At 68.3% G+C, this 16,790-nt stretch carries 13 protein-coding genes; 4 read left to right on the top strand and 9 right to left on the bottom strand.

What is annotated here, in order from left to right:
• Positions 1-202: 202 nt before the first annotated feature.
• Together bglX and AC1RR5_RS19290 are read right to left on the bottom strand one after the other, a co-directional pair.
• A complete protein-coding gene (gene bglX, locus AC1RR5_RS19285) occupies positions 203-2,497 on the bottom strand; it encodes a beta-glucosidase BglX (RefSeq protein ID WP_492924009.1) in 2,295 nt (764 codons plus the stop codon).
• 71 nt (positions 2,498-2,568) lie between these two features.
• Positions 2,569-3,906, bottom strand: a complete 1,338-nt coding sequence (locus AC1RR5_RS19290) for a dicarboxylate/amino acid:cation symporter (protein WP_492924011.1) — start codon at positions 3,904-3,906, stop codon at positions 2,569-2,571.
• 207 nt (positions 3,907-4,113) lie between these two features.
• Here AC1RR5_RS19290 and AC1RR5_RS19295 point away from each other — a divergent pair, with 207 nt between their 5' ends.
• On the top strand, positions 4,114-5,244 hold the full coding sequence (locus AC1RR5_RS19295; protein WP_492924013.1) for an acyltransferase family protein: 1,131 nt from the start codon (positions 4,114-4,116) through the stop codon (positions 5,242-5,244).
• Here the strand turns inward: AC1RR5_RS19295 and AC1RR5_RS19300 are convergent.
• Together AC1RR5_RS19300 and AC1RR5_RS19305 are read right to left on the bottom strand one after the other, a co-directional pair.
• Complete coding sequence (locus AC1RR5_RS19300) at positions 5,241-6,365, bottom strand: HlyD family secretion protein (protein ID WP_492924015.1); 1,125 nt, start codon at positions 6,363-6,365, stop codon at positions 5,241-5,243. The two genes, AC1RR5_RS19295 and AC1RR5_RS19300, sit on opposite strands and share 4 nt — an antisense overlap.
• Positions 6,362-6,955 carry a TetR/AcrR family transcriptional regulator gene (locus AC1RR5_RS19305; protein ID WP_492924017.1) on the bottom strand — a complete coding sequence of 198 codons (594 nt, stop codon included), beginning with the start codon at positions 6,953-6,955 and terminating at the stop codon, positions 6,362-6,364. Before AC1RR5_RS19305 ends, AC1RR5_RS19300 begins: the two co-directional genes overlap by 4 nt.
• 63 nt (positions 6,956-7,018) lie before the next feature.
• Between AC1RR5_RS19305 and AC1RR5_RS19310 the strand changes: the two genes are divergently transcribed.
• A complete protein-coding gene (locus tag AC1RR5_RS19310; RefSeq protein ID WP_492924019.1) occupies positions 7,019-8,596 on the top strand; it encodes a DHA2 family efflux MFS transporter permease subunit in 1,578 nt (525 codons plus the stop codon).
• Between the two features lie 67 nt (positions 8,597-8,663).
• Here the strand turns inward: AC1RR5_RS19310 and AC1RR5_RS19315 are convergent, their stop codons facing one another.
• Positions 8,664-10,019 (bottom strand): sugar MFS transporter, encoded by a 1,356-nt coding sequence (locus AC1RR5_RS19315; protein WP_492924021.1) that lies wholly within the window; start codon positions 10,017-10,019, stop codon positions 8,664-8,666.
• A gap of 211 nt (positions 10,020-10,230) precedes the next feature.
• Between AC1RR5_RS19315 and AC1RR5_RS19320 the strand changes: the two genes are divergently transcribed.
• Entirely contained in the window at positions 10,231-10,398 is a 168-nt protein-coding gene (locus tag AC1RR5_RS19320) for a hypothetical protein (RefSeq protein WP_492924023.1), read from the top strand.
• On the opposite strand, the gene AC1RR5_RS19325 is transcribed toward AC1RR5_RS19320, so the two are convergent.
• From AC1RR5_RS19325 to AC1RR5_RS19340, 4 genes are all read right to left on the bottom strand, one after another.
• Positions 10,368-12,269, bottom strand: coding sequence for a hypothetical protein (locus tag AC1RR5_RS19325; RefSeq protein ID WP_492924025.1), 1,902 nt, complete (start codon positions 12,267-12,269; stop codon positions 10,368-10,370). The two genes, AC1RR5_RS19320 and AC1RR5_RS19325, sit on opposite strands and share 31 nt — an antisense overlap.
• Positions 12,266-12,694 (bottom strand): GtrA family protein, encoded by a 429-nt coding sequence (locus tag AC1RR5_RS19330; protein WP_492924027.1) that lies wholly within the window; start codon positions 12,692-12,694, stop codon positions 12,266-12,268. Before AC1RR5_RS19330 ends, AC1RR5_RS19325 begins: the two co-directional genes overlap by 4 nt.
• Before the next feature lie 2 nt (positions 12,695-12,696).
• Positions 12,697-14,199: an NAD(P)/FAD-dependent oxidoreductase gene (locus AC1RR5_RS19335; protein ID WP_492924029.1), complete on the bottom strand. Its 1,503-nt coding sequence runs from the start codon at positions 14,197-14,199 to the stop codon at positions 12,697-12,699.
• A 110-nt stretch (positions 14,200-14,309) separates the two neighbouring features.
• On the bottom strand, positions 14,310-15,053 hold the full coding sequence (locus AC1RR5_RS19340; protein WP_492924031.1) for a hypothetical protein: 744 nt from the start codon (positions 15,051-15,053) through the stop codon (positions 14,310-14,312).
• 149 nt (positions 15,054-15,202) lie between these two features.
• On the opposite strand from AC1RR5_RS19340, the gene AC1RR5_RS19345 reads away from it, so the two are divergent.
• Positions 15,203-16,729 carry a winged helix-turn-helix domain-containing protein gene (locus AC1RR5_RS19345; protein ID WP_492924033.1) on the top strand — a complete coding sequence of 509 codons (1,527 nt, stop codon included), beginning with the start codon at positions 15,203-15,205 and terminating at the stop codon, positions 16,727-16,729.
• Positions 16,730-16,790 lie beyond the last annotated feature (61 nt).

A 16,790-nucleotide genomic window follows, 5' to 3' on the forward strand; every position in this document is an offset into this window, starting at 1 on the left:
CGTGGAAGTCTCGGACGCATGAAGTCCGAAAAATCCTTACAAGACAAGGGCCATCAGTAAAGCTGCCGGAAGTGGCGCCTATGCCTGCCTCTGCAAGATTCTCCTAACGAGCGACTAATGCAGAGCGGTTTTCGAGCCGTTTGCGGCTCTTGGAGCCCCTCCGAGCCGTTTACGGTCGAACACGCGATTCGCGAGTCACCCTCTACCCAACCGGGAGAAGCTCGAAACTGGCGGCTAATCCGTCGACCGAAGAACTGGCGATCCAGACGTCGAATACTCCGGGTTCGGAGATCCAATAGTCGTTGTCGCCGACAAACATCAGGTGTTGTCGCTTCAGTTCGAACCGCACCTCCCGCTCGGCGCCCGGCGCCAGGGAGACGCGCTGGAAGCCCTTCAGCTCGCGCACTGGCCGGGTGCGGCTGGCGACACGGTCCCGGATGTACAGCTGAACGACATGGTCGCCGTGCAGGTTGCCGCTGTTCTTGACCTTGGCGCTCACGTGCAGCGTGTCGTTCCAGGCCAGGCGCGGCGTCGACAGCTTCATGTCGGTGACGTCGAAGCGCGTGTAGCTGAGGCCGAAGCCGAACGGATAGAGCGCGTCGTTGCGGATCGAGCGCCAGCGCGCCTTGTACTCCTGGCCGTTCGGATCGGACGGCGCGGGACGGCCGGTGGTGCGGCCGTTGTAGAAGAACGGCTCCTGGCCGCTGTCGATCGGGAAGCTGACCGGCAGCTTGCCCGACGGGTTCACAGCCCCGAACAGCACGTCGGCCACGGCGTTGCCCATCTCGCTGCCCAGGAACCAGGTCGCCACGATCGCCGGGGCGTCGCGGACCACACCATCCAGCTGGATGGCGCGGCCGTGGCGCAGCAGCACGATAACCGGCTTGCCCGTGGCGGCGATGGCCTCGGCCAGGCGCTGCTGGACGGGCGGGATGCGGATGTCTGTGCGCGACTTGGCCTCGCCCGTCATGTCCTGGCTCTCGCCGATGGCCAGCAGGACGATGTCGGCGGCGCGGGCCGCGGCCACGGCGCGCTCGAAGCCGTCGGCGATAGTGGTCTCGACCTCGCAGCCGCGCTCGACGATCAGGCTGCCGGGGTCAGCCAGCTGGGCGCGCAGGCCCGTGGCCAGGTCGACGTTCAGGCTGCGGTCGGCGAAGAAGCCGCCCCAGGCGCCCAGCACGTTGTCGCGATCGTCCGCAAACGGACCGATCAGCGCCAGGCGCTTGCCGGCCTTGGGCAGCGGCAGCAGCGCCCGGTCGTTCTTCAGCAGCACGATCGACCGCGCGCCGGCTTCGCGGCTCAGGGCCCGGATGGCGGGCGTCGCGGTATGCTCGGCCTCGTCGCGCGGGTCCAGCGAGCGATAGGGATTGTCGAAGAGGCCGATCGCCTCCTTCAGCGCCAGCACGCGGCGCACCGAGGCGTCGACCACCGCCATCGGCACCGCGCCCGAGGCGACCAGTTCCGGCAGGTAGCGATTGTAGAGGCCGCTCTGCATGCTCATGTCGACGCCGGCCAGGATGGCCAGGCGGGCGGCGTCGCGGTCGTCGGCGGCGAAGCCGTGGGCCACCAGCTCCTGGTCGGCCGTGTAGTCCGAGACCACCACACCCTTAAACCCCCACTCCCCGCGCAGGATGTCGGTCAGCAGCATCTTGTTGGCCGTGGCCGGCACGCCGTTGACGTCGTTGAACGCCGACATGGTGGTCAGGGCGCCGGCCGCGAAGGCGGCCTGGAACGGCGGCAGGTGCACCTCGCGCAGCGTGGCGTCCGACAGCTCGACGGAATTGTACTCCAGCCCCGCCGTCACCGCGCCATAGGCGGCGAAGTGCTTGGGCGTGGCCAGCATGCTGTCGTCGGCCTTCAGGTCCTTGCCCTGGAAGCCCCGCACGCGAGCGGCGGCCAGCACCTCGCCCAAGAACACGTCCTCGCCCGAGCCTTCGGCCACCCGGCCCCAGCGCTGGTCGCGGGCGACGTCGACCATCGGCGCGAAGGTCCAGTGCAGGCCCGAGGCCGTGGCCTCGACCGCCGTGGCGCGGGCGGTGCGCTCGGCCAGGTGTGGGTCGAAGCTGGCGGCCTCGGCTAGCGGGATCGGGAACACCGTGCGGAAACCGTGGATCACGTCGGCGGCGAACAGCAGCGGGATCTTCAGCCGCGAGCCCTCGATCGCGGCCTTCTGGGTGTCGCGCGCGGCCTGGGCGCCGACGCCATTGAACAGCGCGCCGATGCGGCCGGCCTTGACCTCGGCGGTCAGGATCTGGGCGTTGCGGATATTGACCAGCGGGTTCATGTCGCCGATCGGCGGCCGGATCATGTCGGCGAAGCACGACAGCTGGCCGGCCTTCTCCTCGATCGTCATCTGGGCCAGCAGGGCCTCGACACGACTGGAGGCGGCGAAGGCCTTGGGGGCGGTGACGGCCAGGCCCGCCAGGGCCGCGGCACCGGACAGGAAGGCGCGTCGGCTGGCCCCCACGGGGGCGCCGTTCGTCGTCTTCAAAGTCATGGAATCCCCCGGGGACGCTTCAACAGGCCGGCAAAATTGCCGCTAAAGCCTCCCGGCGCAACCGCGCTCGCCTATTCGGCGGGGTGCAATTGCGCCTCGGCCGGAACGCGAGCGGCGTTGTAGGTCTCCAGGTCCAGGATCCCTTCCCGCTTGGCCACGATGGTCGGGACCAGGGCCTGACCGGCGACGTTCACGGCGGTGCGGCCCATGTCCAGGATCGGGTCGATGGCCAGCAGCAAGCCCACGCCTTCCAGCGGCAGGCCCAGGGTCGACAGGGTCAGGGTCAGCATCACGGTCGCGCCGGTCAGGCCCGCCGTGGCGGCCGAGCCGATCACCGAGACGAAGACGATCAGGAAATAGTCCGACCAGCCCAGGTGCACGCCGAAGAACTGGGCCACGAAGATCGCTGAGATCGCCGGATAGATCGCTGCGCAGCCGTCCATCTTGGTGGTCGCGCCGAACGGCACGGCGAAGGCGGCATAGGCGCGCGGCACGCCCAGGCTGGTCTCGGTCACCGCTTCCGTCACCGGCAGGGTGCCGACCGACGAGCGCGACACGAAACCCAGTTGGATCGCCGGCCAGGCCCCCTGGAAGAACTTCACGGGGTTGAGGCCATTCAGCGCCAGGATCGTCGGGTAGACGACCAGCAGCACCAGGGCCAGACCGATATAGATCGCGCCGGTGAAGGCGCCCAGTTGGCCCAGAGTGGTCCAGCCGTACTGGGCCACCGCGTTGCCAAACAGGCCGATGGTGCCGATGGGCGTCAGGCGGATCACCCACCACAGCACCTTGCGCACGATGGCCAGGGCCGAGGCGTTGAACTTCAGGAAGGCCTCGCCCGCCTCGCCGACCTTCAGGGCCGCGACGCCGGTGACCAGCGAGATGACCACGATCTGCAGGACGTTGAACGACAGCGAGGTCGTGGCCGCGCCCTCGACGACCTTGGTCGAGGCGGCCAGGCCCAGGATGTTGCCGGGCACCAAGCCGGTCAGGAAGTCGAGCCACGAGCCGTGGGTCTTGGGCGCCTTGGCCGCGGCGGCCTCGACCGTGGTGTGCAGGCCCGGCTGCAGGATCAGACCCAGGACGATGCCGATCAGCACCGCGATCAGGGCGGTGACCGCGAACCAGAACAGGGTGCGCCAGACCAGGCGGGCGGCGTTCTGCAGCTGGGCGATGTTGGCGATCGAGGCGACGATGGCCGTGAACACCAGCGGCGGCACCAGGACGCGCAGCAGTTGGACGAAGATCGAGCCCACCTGGTGCAGGGTCTCGGCCAGGGCGTAGCCCGCCTGCCCTTCCGCCGGTCCCAGGTGGCGCGCCAGCAGGCCCAGGCCCAGACCCACGACCATGGCGGCCAGAACCTGGAACCCGAACCCGCTGATGAAGCGGCTACTCTTGGCTACGGCCATGTTCGATCCTCGACGAAATACTCAGGCGATAAATGTCGTGCGCCGTAGTGGGAATTACGAGCGAGGTTTTCCGGGAGCCCCTACCAGGAAAACTGAATCATGCCCCGGCGCCTAAAGGCTCGGCAGCAACTTCGCGTGATGCTCTTTCCGGCCTCTCGACAGGACTCGCCGGGGGCTGCAATTGCCTTTGCGGCAAAGGGGGCAGGCATGCGTGTGGCGGACTATGCGAGCGCAGTGAACGACGCTGGAGCGCCCGCGACCAAGTCACCTCGCGCCGTCGGACCGGACCTGCTGCGCGCCCTCGCCGTGCTGATGGTCATGCTGTGGCACCTGCCCCGGCCCGCGCGGGTCGGGATACTGCCGGACGCCTGGCCGTGGGGCTGGCTGGGGGTCGACGTCTTCTTCGTGCTGAGCGGCTATCTGATCGGCGGCCAGCTGATGGCGCGGATGGCCCAGGGCCGCCGCATCGACTTCGCCGACTTCTACCTGCGACGCGCCTTTCGCATCCTGCCGGCGTTCCTGGCCGTGCTGGCGCTGTATCTGCTGGTCCCGACCATGCGCGAAGGCAAGGACATGCTGCCCGCCTGGCGGTTCCTGACCTTCAGCATGAACTGGGACCTCGACAGCAAGGCGGCCGGGACGTTCAGCTCAGCCTGGTCGTTGTGCGTGGAGGAGTACTTCTACCTGCTGGCGCCCCTGACCCTGCTGGCCCTGCGGGGTCGCGCCAAGTGGATTGGCCCGGTTCTCGCCGGCTTGATCCTGGTGGGCGGCATGGCCTTGCGGGCCGGGCTCTACCCGTCCGTGGCCGACGCGCCGTGGAACCTCTACATGGCCAAGCTCTACTATCCGACCTGGGTGCGGTTGGACGGCCTGCTGCTAGGTGTGCTGCTGGCGGCGGGACGGACCTTCCGGCCCCAGCTGATGGCCTGCTGGTTGCCGTCATGGGCGGCGCTGCTGGGCGGTCTCGCGGTCATGGCCGGCGCCTTGCTAGTGATCAAGGACCAGGGCCCGCACCTGGACTTCGCCGGCTCGACCTTCGGCTATCCGCTGTTCTCGCTGGCCTGCGCCCTCCTGCTGTCGGCCTCGCTGGACGCCGAGCCGTGGCTGGCCAGGATCCCCCTGCCCGGCGTCGCGACCTTGGCGACGCTGTCCTACAGCCTCTACCTGGTCCACAAGCCGGTCTACACGCTGGACAAGGCCTGGCTGGACTCGGAAGCCCTCTCGGGCTGGCCGGCCCTGGCGCTCTATGGCTGCACCGTGATCGTGGCCGCGCTGGCGCTGCACTACGCCGTCGAGCGACCGTTCCTGAAGCTGCGGGACCGCGCCCTGCGGCGCTAGCCTTTCAGCTTCACCTTCACCGTCGTCGACAAGCCCGGCCGCAGACGCGCGACCTCGGCCTGGCCCGGATCGATGCGGATGCGCACCGGCACGCGCTGGACGATCTTGGTGAAGTTGCCCGTGCCCGGTTCGAACGGCAGCAGCGAGAACTGCGAGCCCGAGCCCGGCGCGAAGCTCTCGACGTGACCCTTCAGCGCCTTGCCGTCCAGGGCGTCGACCTTGATCGTCGCTTCCTGGCCCGGAAGCATGCGCGCGACCTGGGTCTCCTTGAAGTTGGCGACCACATAGAGCGCCTTCATCGGGACGATGGTCATCAGTCGCGTGCCGGGCTGGACGTAGTCGCCGGGCTCGGCTTGGCGGTCGCCCACCACGCCGTCCATCGGCGAGACGATCACCGTATGCGTCTGGTCCTGGCGGGCCAGGATCGAGGCGGCGCGAGCGCGGGCCACGGCGGCTTCGGCCTGAGCCAGATTGGCAGTCAGGGTGGCGCGCTTGGCGGCGGTGACAGCGGCCTGGTCCTGGCTGACCGATAGCTGGGCGCGGCTGCGGTCGGCGGCCGACTGGGCCCCGACGGCGGCGGCGCGGAAGCGTTCGACATCGCGCCGGGCCACCGCCCCGCTGTCGGCGAGGTCCTCGTAGCGCTTGCGGTCGGCCTGGGCGCGGACGTTCTCGGCGTCGGCGGCGGCGATCCCGGTCTGGGCGGCGCGGATGTTGGAACCGGCCAGGCGCTGCTCGGCGTCCAGCGAGATCAAAGCGGCTCGCGCGCTGGCGGCGGCGGCCTCGGCATTGGCGATGTCGGCGTCGGCCGAGGCCACGCGGGCGTCGAACTCCTCGGGATCGATGCGGACCAGCGGGTCGCCGCGCTTGACGGACTGGTTGTGGGCGACCAGCACCTGGGACACCAGGCCTCGGACCTTGGGCGCGACGCTGGAGCTGTCGGCCTGGACATAGGCCGCGTCGGTCGAGACCGCGCCCTTGGGCATGGCGATCAGCGCCGCGCCGCCGGCCGCGACGACGATCGCCCCGCCGACAGCCAGCACGGTCTTGCGCGAGAACGGCGCCTTCTTGGCCTTGGCGGCCGGGGCCTCGACGAGGCCTTCCTTGAACGTGGCGTCGGTCATTGGGCGGCCTCCAGGCCGAGGCGGCGCTTCAGGTGCGTCCGCGAGCGTTCGAGAATGGCGTCGGAGCGGTCGGCGTCGGGCTCGGCCCGCGCCAGGGTCAGGGCGCCGACCAATTCGGCCAGGGTCGAGCTGGCCTCGTCCTCGGCATGGTCGCGGCCCAGGGCCGACAGGTGCGTGGCGATGATCCCGGTCAGGTGCGCCACGCCCTTGGCGTAGCGTTCGCGCGAGGCCTCGGACAGCCGCGGCGCGTCGACGGCCAGGTACGGCAGCGGGCAGCCGCCGGTCCGCGAGTCGCGGTGCCGGGCCGACAGGTAGAAGTCGATATAGCCGGTGAGGGCTTCGCGCGGCGGCAGCTCCTTGACCTTCTCCAGCATGACCGTCGGCCCGCCTTCGAACATGTGGGCGATGGCGTCGGCGACGAACGCCTCCTTCGACGGGAAGTGGGCGTAGAAGCCGCCGTGCGTCAGGCCCGCGCGGGCCATGATCCCGGCCACGCCCAGGCGGTGCGGCCCCTCCTCGCGGATGGCCTTGGCGGCCTCGTCCAGCACCTTCTGGCGGGTGCGCGCCTTGTGTTCGTTGTCGTAGCGCATCTTGCGGCCTCGATTACATGACGCATATAATATTATAGCCATCATACTTTCAAGGGGCGCTCCGTGAGCCAACCGCCGATCGACCCTGGGGCCCTGCCCGACCGGACCAAGTTCCTGATCTTCGGCGTGATGGCGTTCGGCCAGTTCATGGCCCTGATCGACATCCAGATCGTCGCCGCCTCGCTGAACGACGTGCAGGCGGGTCTGTCCGCCGGACCGGACGAGATCAGCTGGGTGCAGACCGGCTACCTCATGGCCGAGCTGGTGATGATCCCGTTCGCGGCCTTCCTGGCTCAGGCGCTGTCGACGCGGTGGCTGTTCGCCCTGTCGGCGGGCCTGTTCACGATCTCGTCGGCCCTGTGCGGCATGGCCTGGGACATCGACTCGATGATCCTGTTCCGTGTGCTGCAGGGCTTCACCGGCGGGGCCATGGTGCCGACCGTCTTCGCCACGGGTTTCGCGATGTTCTCCGGACCGCAGCGGGCGATGATCCCGGCGATCCTGGGCATGGTCTCGGTGCTGGCCCCGACCCTGGGCCCCACGGTCGGCGGCTGGCTGACCGACGCCATCGGCTGGCGCTCGATCTTCTACATCAACATCGTGCCAGGCGCGCTCGTCACCCTGCTGGCGATCAACGTCATCAAGGTCGACCGACCGAATCTCTCGATGCTCAAGAAGATCGACTATTCGCACCTGGCGGCGATGGCGATCTTCCTGGGCGGCCTGGAGTTCGTGCTGGAGGAAGGCCCGCGCAAGCAGTGGTTCGAAGACACCCACATCGCGATCGCCGCCTGGGTCAGCGTCGTGGCCTTCGCCCTGTTCATCGAGCGCTCGTTCCGGTCGGGCGGGCCGATCGTGCGGCTGTCGCCGTTCCGCAAACCGACCTTCGCCTTCGCCTGCCTGTTCAACCTGGTGATCGGTTTCGGCCTCTATTCGTCGACCTATCTGATCCCCGTCTTCCTGGGCCGGGTGCGCGGCTATGACAGCCTGGAGATCGGCACGACGGTCTTCGTCACCGGCATCGCCCAGATCCTGTCGACGGTGATCGCCGCGCGGCTGTCGACGCGGGTCGATCCGCGCATCGTCGTCAGCGCCGGCCTGACCCTGTTCGCCGCCGCCCTGTGGCTGACCTCGCACATGACCAGCGAGTGGGGCTTCATGGCCCTGCTGGCTCCGCAGGCCCTGCGCGGTTTCGCGATCATGCTGTGCATCGTGCCCAGCGTGACGCTGGCGCTCGGCGGGTTCGAGATGGCCGCGCTGCGCTACGCCTCGGGCCTGTTCAACCTGATGCGCAACCTGGGCGGGGCCATCGGCATCGCCGTGGTCAACACCTGGCTGGGCGACAACGCCCGCATCCACGTGGCCCGCTTTGGCGAGGCCCTGGGCCAGGCCGGCCGCTCGGGGACCGACGCCCTCTCCACGCTGGCCGCCCGCATCGCCGAGCGCACGCCCGACGCTGCCCAGGCCGCGCTGATCCTGCAGGGCGAACTGGCCAAGGTGGTCGGCCGCGAGGCCCTGACCCTGGCCTTCAACGACGTCTTCCGAGTGATGGCCGTGCTGTTCCTGGCCGCCCTGGTCATGGCCCCGTTCTGCAAGCCCCCGCCCCTGGCCGGCGCCAAGCCTCCGCCGGATGCACACTAAAAAAATCCCCCGGGAACACGTGCTTCCCCGGGGTGCTTGCAGGTAGTTCGGAAAAGTCCTTCGAGGCTTAGTGGCCGCCGGCCACGCCTTCCTCGATCTCGTGCGTCGGGGCCTTCTTGGCCACGATCGCGAACCACAGGACGTAGAGGTAGCAGACCAGCGGAGCGATGAAGCCCATCGAGATCGAGCCGGTCAGCTCCTCGATCTTGGCGAAGGCCAGCGGCAGGAAGGCGCCGCCGACGATGGCCATGCACAGCAGACCCGAGGTCGCCGAGGTCGGCGCCGAGGAGCGTTGCAGGGTCAGGGTGAAGATGGTCGGGAACATGATCGAGTTGAACAGGCCGATCAGCAGCGCCGCGAAGGCCGGGATCAGGCCGCTGGTCAGCGGGGCCGAGGCCAGCAGCAGGTTCACGGTGCCGGTGTGAGCCGTCGGGGTCATGTCCTTAGTCACGATGACGACCAGGCACAGGGCGATGGCGCCCACGGCCACGAAGGTCAGCAGGGCGTAGTCCTTCACCGTCTTCAGCAGGGCCGAGCCGCCGAAGCGACCGATCATGGCGAACACCATGTAGAAGGTGGTCAGCTTGCCGGCCTGCTCGGACGGGATGTCCAGGATGCGCGCCTGCTCCAGGAACAGCAGCAGGTGCAGCGAGATCGCGACTTCAGCGCCGACGTACAGGAAGATGCCGATCGCGCCCAGGTTCGCCCACTTCGAGGTCAGGGCGGTGAACGGGTTGACCAGGTGGCCGGTCTTCGGCGCGGCGTCGGTGATCTTCTGGCGGACCAGGAAGATCAGCAGGATGAACAGCGCCAGACCCACGCCGATGGCGAGGTAGACGTTGGAGACGAAGCCCAGCGCCTGCTCGCGCATGGCCTGGGTGATCACCACGTCCTTGGTGAAGATCTCGCCCTTGAGCAGGAAGTTGGCGCCGAACCACAGGCCGCAGGCCGCGCCCAGCGAGTTGAACGCTTGCGACAGGTTCAGGCGGAACGACGACTCTTCGGGCTTGCCCATCGAGGCGATCAGCGGGTTGGCGGCCACCTGCAGCAGGGTCACGCCCGAGGCCATGACGAACAGGCCGACCAGGAAGATCCCGAAGGTGTGCAGCTTGGCCGCGGCGATGGCGATGAAGCAGCCGGCGACGATGCCGCCCAGGCCGACCATCACCGACTTGGCGTAGCCCAGCTTGGACAGGAACGCGGCCGACGGCAGCGACATGATCCCGTAGGCGATGAAGAAGGCAAAGCCCGTCAGGCTGGCTTCGACGGGGCTCAAAGTGAAGACGGTCTTGAAGGTCTTCAGCAGCGGGTCGAGCAGGTTGGTGACCAGGGCCCAGATGAAGAACAGGCAGGTCACATAGACGACGGCCAGCTTGACGCCGTTGCCTTTCGTCGTGGTTTTCGCGATCGCGGCGTCGGTCATCGGACGGCGCCCTCGAGGCTGTATTTTACCGCAATCACTTCACCACTCCCTAAGCGACGATGTTTCTGAGTCCGTCTTTGCGCGAACGCGCCATTCACCGGAAGCGTGACAACGTTGTCAACCACAGTCGTGGTTTTTCCACGATTGTTAGCGCTAACATTGGAACCAGATTTCTCCGTCTCCGCTGTTCTGGGCGGGATAGGAGAAAAACATGTCCGTCGTGGTGATCCTGGTGATGACGAGCGTGTTCGTGCTGGCGGCCATGGTCGGCCTGGCCGACGCCTTCGTGCATTTCATTTGCTGGAGCGCGAGCCGCCTGAGCGAGTCGGAGACGCTGACCGAGACGGCTCAGCCGCCGGCGCAGGGGATCACGGCGTAGCGCCGAGCCGTCCGCCAAGCGCTGCCCGAAGCATCCGTGAGTTCCAGGACGTACGGCGCCTTTGGCGTCCAGGCGCCCGCCTTGAGCGCTGGGTCCAGCGGGCCTTCGTCATCCCATAGCGGCCGAACGATCCAGGCCGGCGCGTCCGAGGCGGCGCAGAAAGCGCGGACATTGGCCGGCTTCGGCGGCGACACGCGTTGCGCCGCGACCGTCTGGGTGCGCATCCAGTCCCGCCCGACCAGACCCGCCGCCTGGAGGCGCTCCGACCTGTCCCACAGCGTCAGCGCCAGGGGGCGCGAGAACACCACGCCTGCGCTCTGTTCCTTGCTGGACCAGGTGGCTCGCCCCATCAATTGCCAGGGCTCGACATCGCCGCTGCCCCACAGCACCGCGCCGGGCCGTGACGCGGTCAGGGCGACCAGGGCTGGGTCCCTCCCCTCGTCGCGATGGCGGACATAGGCCGAGCGGTCGTCCCACAACGCGGCGGCCAGCAGGCCGATCACAGCGACAGAGGCGATGCGGATGGGCGCCGGCGGCGCGGTCCAGCCCCGCGCCAGGCCCAGGCCGACGATCAGGACGATCACGAGACCCGGCAGGTCGCTGCCCCAGACATAGCCCTGGCTGAACGGCCAGGCCTGCGGCAACCGCTCCAGCGCATGGGCCAGACCCGCACCGCGCAGGCCGGCATAGAACAGGGCTGACACGACCAGCAGCCCGATGGCCACGGCGCGAAACAGCGCCGGCCGGCTGTAGTGCATCTTGTCGCCGACCAGCACGAACAGCAGGCCGATCGCGGCGAGGCTCAGGCCCAGGGCGCCGACCTCGCGGAACATCCAGGCCGAGCCCAGAAAGGCCAGGCCCAGCAGGCCCGACGGCCCGCGCCGGGGCAGCTCGACGCACATAACGGCCAGGCTCATAGCGGCCAGCACCGCCATCGGCTCCAGCATCCGCCAGGCCTGGACCTGCAGGAACAGCAGCAGTGACAGGCCATCGCCCAGGATCGCGGTGACGGCCACGCCGGCCAGGCCGGCGATCAGCGCGCCCAGCGCCAGGCGACGCGGCGCGCCGTTCAGCAGGAAAGCGCCGGCGGCCAGGGTGCAGGCGTGGACCGCCAGGCGATTCCAGGTCTCGAGCGGCCACAGCGAGGGAAACACGATCGGGCTGCGCGCCTCGACCACCGTCCGCCAGGCCGGATCCATGACGGTGACGATGCGCTCGGCGACGGGCAGATGCAGCAGGCCCGCGATCGTGACGACGACGATCCCGACAAGGCCCGCCCACAGCCAGCGACGGTCCTCGAAACACATGGCCAGGCCAATGGCCGCCGCCGCGCACAGGCCCATGATCGGGTGGAACAGCATGGCCAGCAGGCAAAGGCCCAGCCCCGCGAACCGGCGGCCGGACAGATAGGCCGCCATGCCCGCAAACCCCGCCGTCTCGGCCAGGGCGCGCGGCGTGGCGTAGGGCTCGCCAAAGCCGATGATGTCCAGCGGGCCGTACAGCGACGGCAAGGCCACGGCGAAGACCACGGCCGCCCAGCGCAGGGCCGGCGGCCGGTCCGCCAGCAGCGTATCGACCAGCAGCGCCAGGGCCGCGAACCAGAGCAGCAGGGTGACGACGACGATCGCCAGCGCGCCGTTCGACAGGCCGAACGCCGCGATCAGCTTGGCCAGCAGGGGCGTGTACAGGCTGAACCCGAACTGGCCGTCATGGACGAACATCAGGTCCTTGCCCACGCCGCCAGGATCGAGCTTGGCGAGGGCGTCGGCGACATACAGGCGACCGTCGTGACGCACGCCCTGGTACGGGCGGCTCAGCAGGAAGATGCCGAACGCGGCCAGCAGACCCAGGATCTTATCGCGCCGGCTCACGGCTGAGCGGGGGCGGTGCGCGGGGCCTTGAACAGCAGCGCCCGGCGGACGGTGAAGTTGAACAGGAAGACGATCCCCGCGGTCGGGATCTTGGCCAGACCGGGCGTCATGTGCAGCACCTCGACCCACAGCGCCATCAGGCCCTGGGTCAGGATCAGGCCAGCCAGGCCCACGCCGATGAAGCCGATAAACTCACGCCGGCGGTCGGCGACCGGACGGTGGCGGAACACCACCGAGATCGACAGCAGATAGGTGACGGCGATGCCGCTGGTGAACCCCGTCCCCGAGGCGACCAGATAGTTCACGCCCAGCGCCGTCAGCCCCAGCAAAACGCTATAGTCCAGGCCCAGCGCCAGGGCGCTGGCCAGGCCGTACAGCGCCAGCTCACGCAGCCCCTCGGGTATGAGCCTCGAGAGCCGTCTCATGATCAGGCGGCGACCTTCTTCGGGACCATCCGTTCGCTGCGCAGGGCCTCGCGAGCGCCCGAGACGCCGGCCTCGCTGTACTCGGCGTCCTCGTTGACCTCCCACACGTCGTGCAGGGTCTCGCCGGCGATGATGTTCTCGGCGGTCAGGACGCCGGTCATCATGGCGTGGTCCTGGTTGTTGTACTTGTGCATGCCGTTGCGGCCGACCAGGTGCAGGCTCGGGAAGTGCATCTTCAGATCCAGGCGGATCATCTTGATGTGCTCGGCATAGGCGTCGTCATAGACCGGATAGGCCTTGTGCTGGCGCACCACGCAGGCGTCGTAGACATCGGCGGGATCCATCAGGCCGATCTTGGCGATCTCGCGCTTGGCCTGGGCGACCAGGTCCTCGTCCGAGGTGACCCACAGGCCGTCGCCCTCGAAGCAGAAGTATTCCAAACCGAGGCACGTCGAGACGCCGTCCGGGATCATCTCAGGCGACCACGAGCGGAAGTTCTGCACGCGGCCGACCTTCACCGACGGGTCGTGGATATAGATCCAGTTGTCGGGCAGTTCCTTCTGCGGCTTGCCAATCAGCACCACCGTCAGGAAGTCGCGGTACATCAACTCGCCGGCGTGGAAGACGCTGATCGGGGTCGGCGAAACCGCCTGCATCAGCTCACGGATCGGGGCCGAGGAGACGACGTCGTCGGCCGTGTAGATCTCTTTCTTGCCGTCCGCGCTGGTCACCGAGACGGTCCAGATCTTGGCCAGCTTGTCGTAGTGCAGCCCGTCGACCTTGCGGCCCATGCGGACCAAGCCGCCCAGGGCGATGATCTTCTGCGCGCAGGCTTCCCACATCATGCCGGGGCCCTTGCGGGGATAACGGAAGCTCTCGATCAGGGTCTTGGGCGCGCCTTCACCGATGGCCTTGGCCTTGACGCCCAGCGAGCGCTTGACGCCGTCGATGATGGCGGCGGCCAGGTCCAGGCCCTTGATGCGCTGGCTGGCCCAGTCGGCCGAGATCTCGTCGCAGCTCATGCCCCACACCTTCTCGGTGTAGGTCTTGAAGAAGATCGAGAACAGCTTCTCACCGAACTGGTTGCGGACCCATTCGTGGAAGGTGGTGGGCTTGGCGATCGGGTTCAGCTTGGCCCAGCCGAACGAGGCCATGCACTTGGTCGCGGTCCAGACGCCGAGGTTCGCGAGAGCCTCGAAGGCCTTCAGCGGATAGGCGTAGAACTTCTCGCGGTAGTAGATGCGCGACAGGCGCGGCCGGTCGATGAAGTCGTCGGGCAGGATCTCGTTCCAAAGGTCGACGATCTCCTTGCTCTTCGAGAAGAAGCGGTGACCGCCGATGTCGAACTTGAAGCCCTTGTAGTCCACGGTCCGGCTGATGCCGCCGACATAGGTCGGGTCCATCTCCAGCACGGTCACGCCGCGGCCCGCCTTGGCCAGCGTATAGGCGGTCGTCAGGCCGGCCGGTCCGGCGCCGATCACCAAGGTTTCCACGTGCTGGGCCATCCGCCCCTCCAGTCCCATTTCAATACAGGATGGGGCGTGATGGTTAAGGCCAGGTCCTCACGCGTGGTGAATCCAGGTTAATCGTGAATTCGAGACGATCGGTCGCGGTTCTAGATCACCAGCGCCGAAGCCCACTTCGCAAAGGCAAGCCACAGCGGGTTTTGCCAGACGAACAGAATGCCCACGGTCGCCCCCAGGACCACCAGGCCGCCCGCCAACGTCGAGCGGTGCGGGCGGCGGTCGGTAACCACGTCCCAAGCCATAAGCGCGACCGTGTAGATGTTCGGCAGGAAGAACGACCCGATCAGGAACGGAATGAACGGCATGCGGGCGAAGGCGGCGCCGATCATGGCGGCCATGCCCAGGATCATCAACCGCTTGTGCGCCGCCGGACTGCGCCGTAGGGCCAGGGCCGCCAGGAACAGGCCAGAGCATCCCACCATGGACAGCAGCGGCAGCGCCATCATCATGAACGGATCGAACGGCAGCCCCGCCAGCCGCTTGGAGAGGTTCAGGCCGGTCAGGGTCCCGACCACGATCATCGACAGCACCATGGGCAGGCCGACCAGGCCCAGCTTCATGTGCAGGTCCCGCCGGCCCGCGGCCACGAAGCCGACCTGGACCATGAACAGGACGATCCAGGCGCTGAAAAGCGTCGCGTGGACGTGCACCAGGGCCGACGGCGGCAAGACCATCGGCTGGGGCGGCAGCAGAGCGCGGAAGTAGTAGGTGCGGCCAAAGCCGACCAGCACCGCCAGCAGCATGCTGGCCGCCAGGGCGGTGAAGAACATCCGCTCGCCGGAGAGCTTCCGCGCGGAGGCCTTGCCCGAGAGAATGGCGATGTCGATAGGCATGTCATCTGGTCTCCTGACCGCTTGGCGTCAGCGGCCGGGATCGCAGCGAGGTCGTCTGATGGACAGGACGGCGAACCGATGATTGCCTGATGAAACGCCGACCAAGACGCGCTAAGGCGAAGTTCGACGGTGTGCTCGGGGAACGCGCGTTGGGAGAGGACCAAAAGCCGATTGATCTGGCGCACGCGCCCGACTTCGCGGTCGGCGGCGTTTCGGTGCGCCCGTCCCTTCGCCAGGTTATCGAGGCCGATGGTCGCGAGACCGTGCTGGAGCCCCGCGTCATGCAGGTGCTGGTCGCCCTGGCGCAGGCCGACGGCGCCATCGTCAGCCGCGACGACCTGACCGTCCGCTGCTGGTCGGGCCGCATCGTCGGCGAGGACGCCATCAACCGGGTGATCTCGCGCCTGCGCCGCCTGGCCGACGAGACCGGCGTCTTCCGCATCGAGACCATCACCAAGGTCGGCTACCGCCTGCTGGTCGAGGGCCAGGACGAAACGTCGGCGCAGGCCCCCGCCCGCCCCGATCGCCGCCTGCTGATCGCCAGCGGCGCGGCGGGCGTCGTCGCGATCGGCGCGGGCGCGCTGCTGGGCCGCCGCTGGCTCAAGCCCGCCAGGCCGAACGTCACGCCGCTGATCGTCCAGGCCACCACCGCCCTGGAACAGGGCACGGCCGAGAGCAACGACCAGGCCATCGGCCTGCTCAAGCGCGCCGTCGAGCTCAGCCCCAACGACGAGACCGCCTGGGGCGTGCTGGCCTTCTGCTATGCCGCCGCCGTCCAGCGCCGCTCACCCCAGGTGCAGGCCGACCTGATCGCCCGAGCCCGCGAGGCGGCTCGACGCGCCGAGGCGCTCCATCCCGGCGATCCGAACGCGCGCGCGGCGCTCATCCTGCTGGAGCCGGGTCTGCGACACTGGGCCTGGTCCGAGCGGTCCCTGCGCGACCTGATCAAGGACCATCCCGAGAACCTGCCCGCCCGCATGATGCTGGCCGAGGTGCTGGGCGCCGTCGGTCGCTGGCGCGAAGGCGCGGCCCTGTACGACACGGTCGACACCGCCAACTATCCCACGCCCGGCCGCGTCCAACGCCAGGTCCAGGCCCTGTGGTCGGCGGGACGGCTGCAGGAGGCCGACCGGGCGATCGCGCGCGCCGTGTCGATGTACCCCACGCACTTCGCGGTGTGGTTCACCCACTTCCACCTGCTGCTCTACACCGGCCGCGCCCGCGAGGCCCTGGCCAAGGTCGAGAACCTGGAAGGCCGCCCCGAGAACGTCGACGAGAGCAATTTCCAGACGATCCGCCAGGTCGCCAAGGGCATGGTCAGCCGCATGCCGGCCGATATCGACGCCGCCATCGAGCGCATCCAGGCCTCGGCGCGCGAAGGCGCGGGTCATGCCGAGAATTCGGTCCAGTTCGCCTCTGCCTTGGGGCGAAGCGATACGGCCTTCGAGATCGGCCAGGCCTACTTCTTCGGGCGCGGCTTCGTGGTGCCGGACGTCCGGTTCGCCATGCGCCAGAAGGCTTTCACGCCGCTGGCCGACCGCCGGACCAACTTCCTGTTCTTCCCGTCCACAGCGGGGATGCGCGGCGACCCGCGTTTCGCCCAGCTGACCGAGGCTCTGGGCCTGGCCGCCTATTGGCGCGAGACCCGGACACGGCCCGACTACCAAGTCGCCTAGTCGACAGGTCTGCATCCTTCCGGCGGTGAGCCGCGTTGTGAAGCCCGAGGGACCTTCACTG

The sequence above is a fragment of the Caulobacter sp. GW821-FHT11E11 genome (assembly GCF_058808315.1).

Excerpts from the sequence above, each read along its gene's own strand:
- bglX (WP_492924009.1), bottom strand. The coding sequence starts at position 2,497 with ATGACTTTGAAGACGACGAACGGCGCCCCCGTGGGGGCCAGCCGACGC.
- AC1RR5_RS19290 (WP_492924011.1), bottom strand. The coding sequence starts at position 3,906 with ATGGCCGTAGCCAAGAGTAGCCGCTTCATCAGCGGGTTCGGGTTCCAG.
- AC1RR5_RS19295 (WP_492924013.1), top strand. The coding sequence starts at position 4,114 with ATGCGTGTGGCGGACTATGCGAGCGCAGTGAACGACGCTGGAGCGCCC.
- AC1RR5_RS19300 (WP_492924015.1), bottom strand. The coding sequence starts at position 6,365 with ATGACCGACGCCACGTTCAAGGAAGGCCTCGTCGAGGCCCCGGCCGCC.
- AC1RR5_RS19305 (WP_492924017.1), bottom strand. The coding sequence starts at position 6,955 with ATGCGCTACGACAACGAACACAAGGCGCGCACCCGCCAGAAGGTGCTG.
- AC1RR5_RS19315 (WP_492924021.1), bottom strand. The coding sequence starts at position 10,019 with ATGACCGACGCCGCGATCGCGAAAACCACGACGAAAGGCAACGGCGTC.
- AC1RR5_RS19320 (WP_492924023.1), top strand. The coding sequence starts at position 10,231 with ATGTCCGTCGTGGTGATCCTGGTGATGACGAGCGTGTTCGTGCTGGCG.
- AC1RR5_RS19330 (WP_492924027.1), bottom strand. The coding sequence starts at position 12,694 with ATGAGACGGCTCTCGAGGCTCATACCCGAGGGGCTGCGTGAGCTGGCG.
- AC1RR5_RS19335 (WP_492924029.1), bottom strand. The coding sequence starts at position 14,199 with ATGGCCCAGCACGTGGAAACCTTGGTGATCGGCGCCGGACCGGCCGGC.
- AC1RR5_RS19340 (WP_492924031.1), bottom strand. The coding sequence starts at position 15,053 with ATGCCTATCGACATCGCCATTCTCTCGGGCAAGGCCTCCGCGCGGAAG.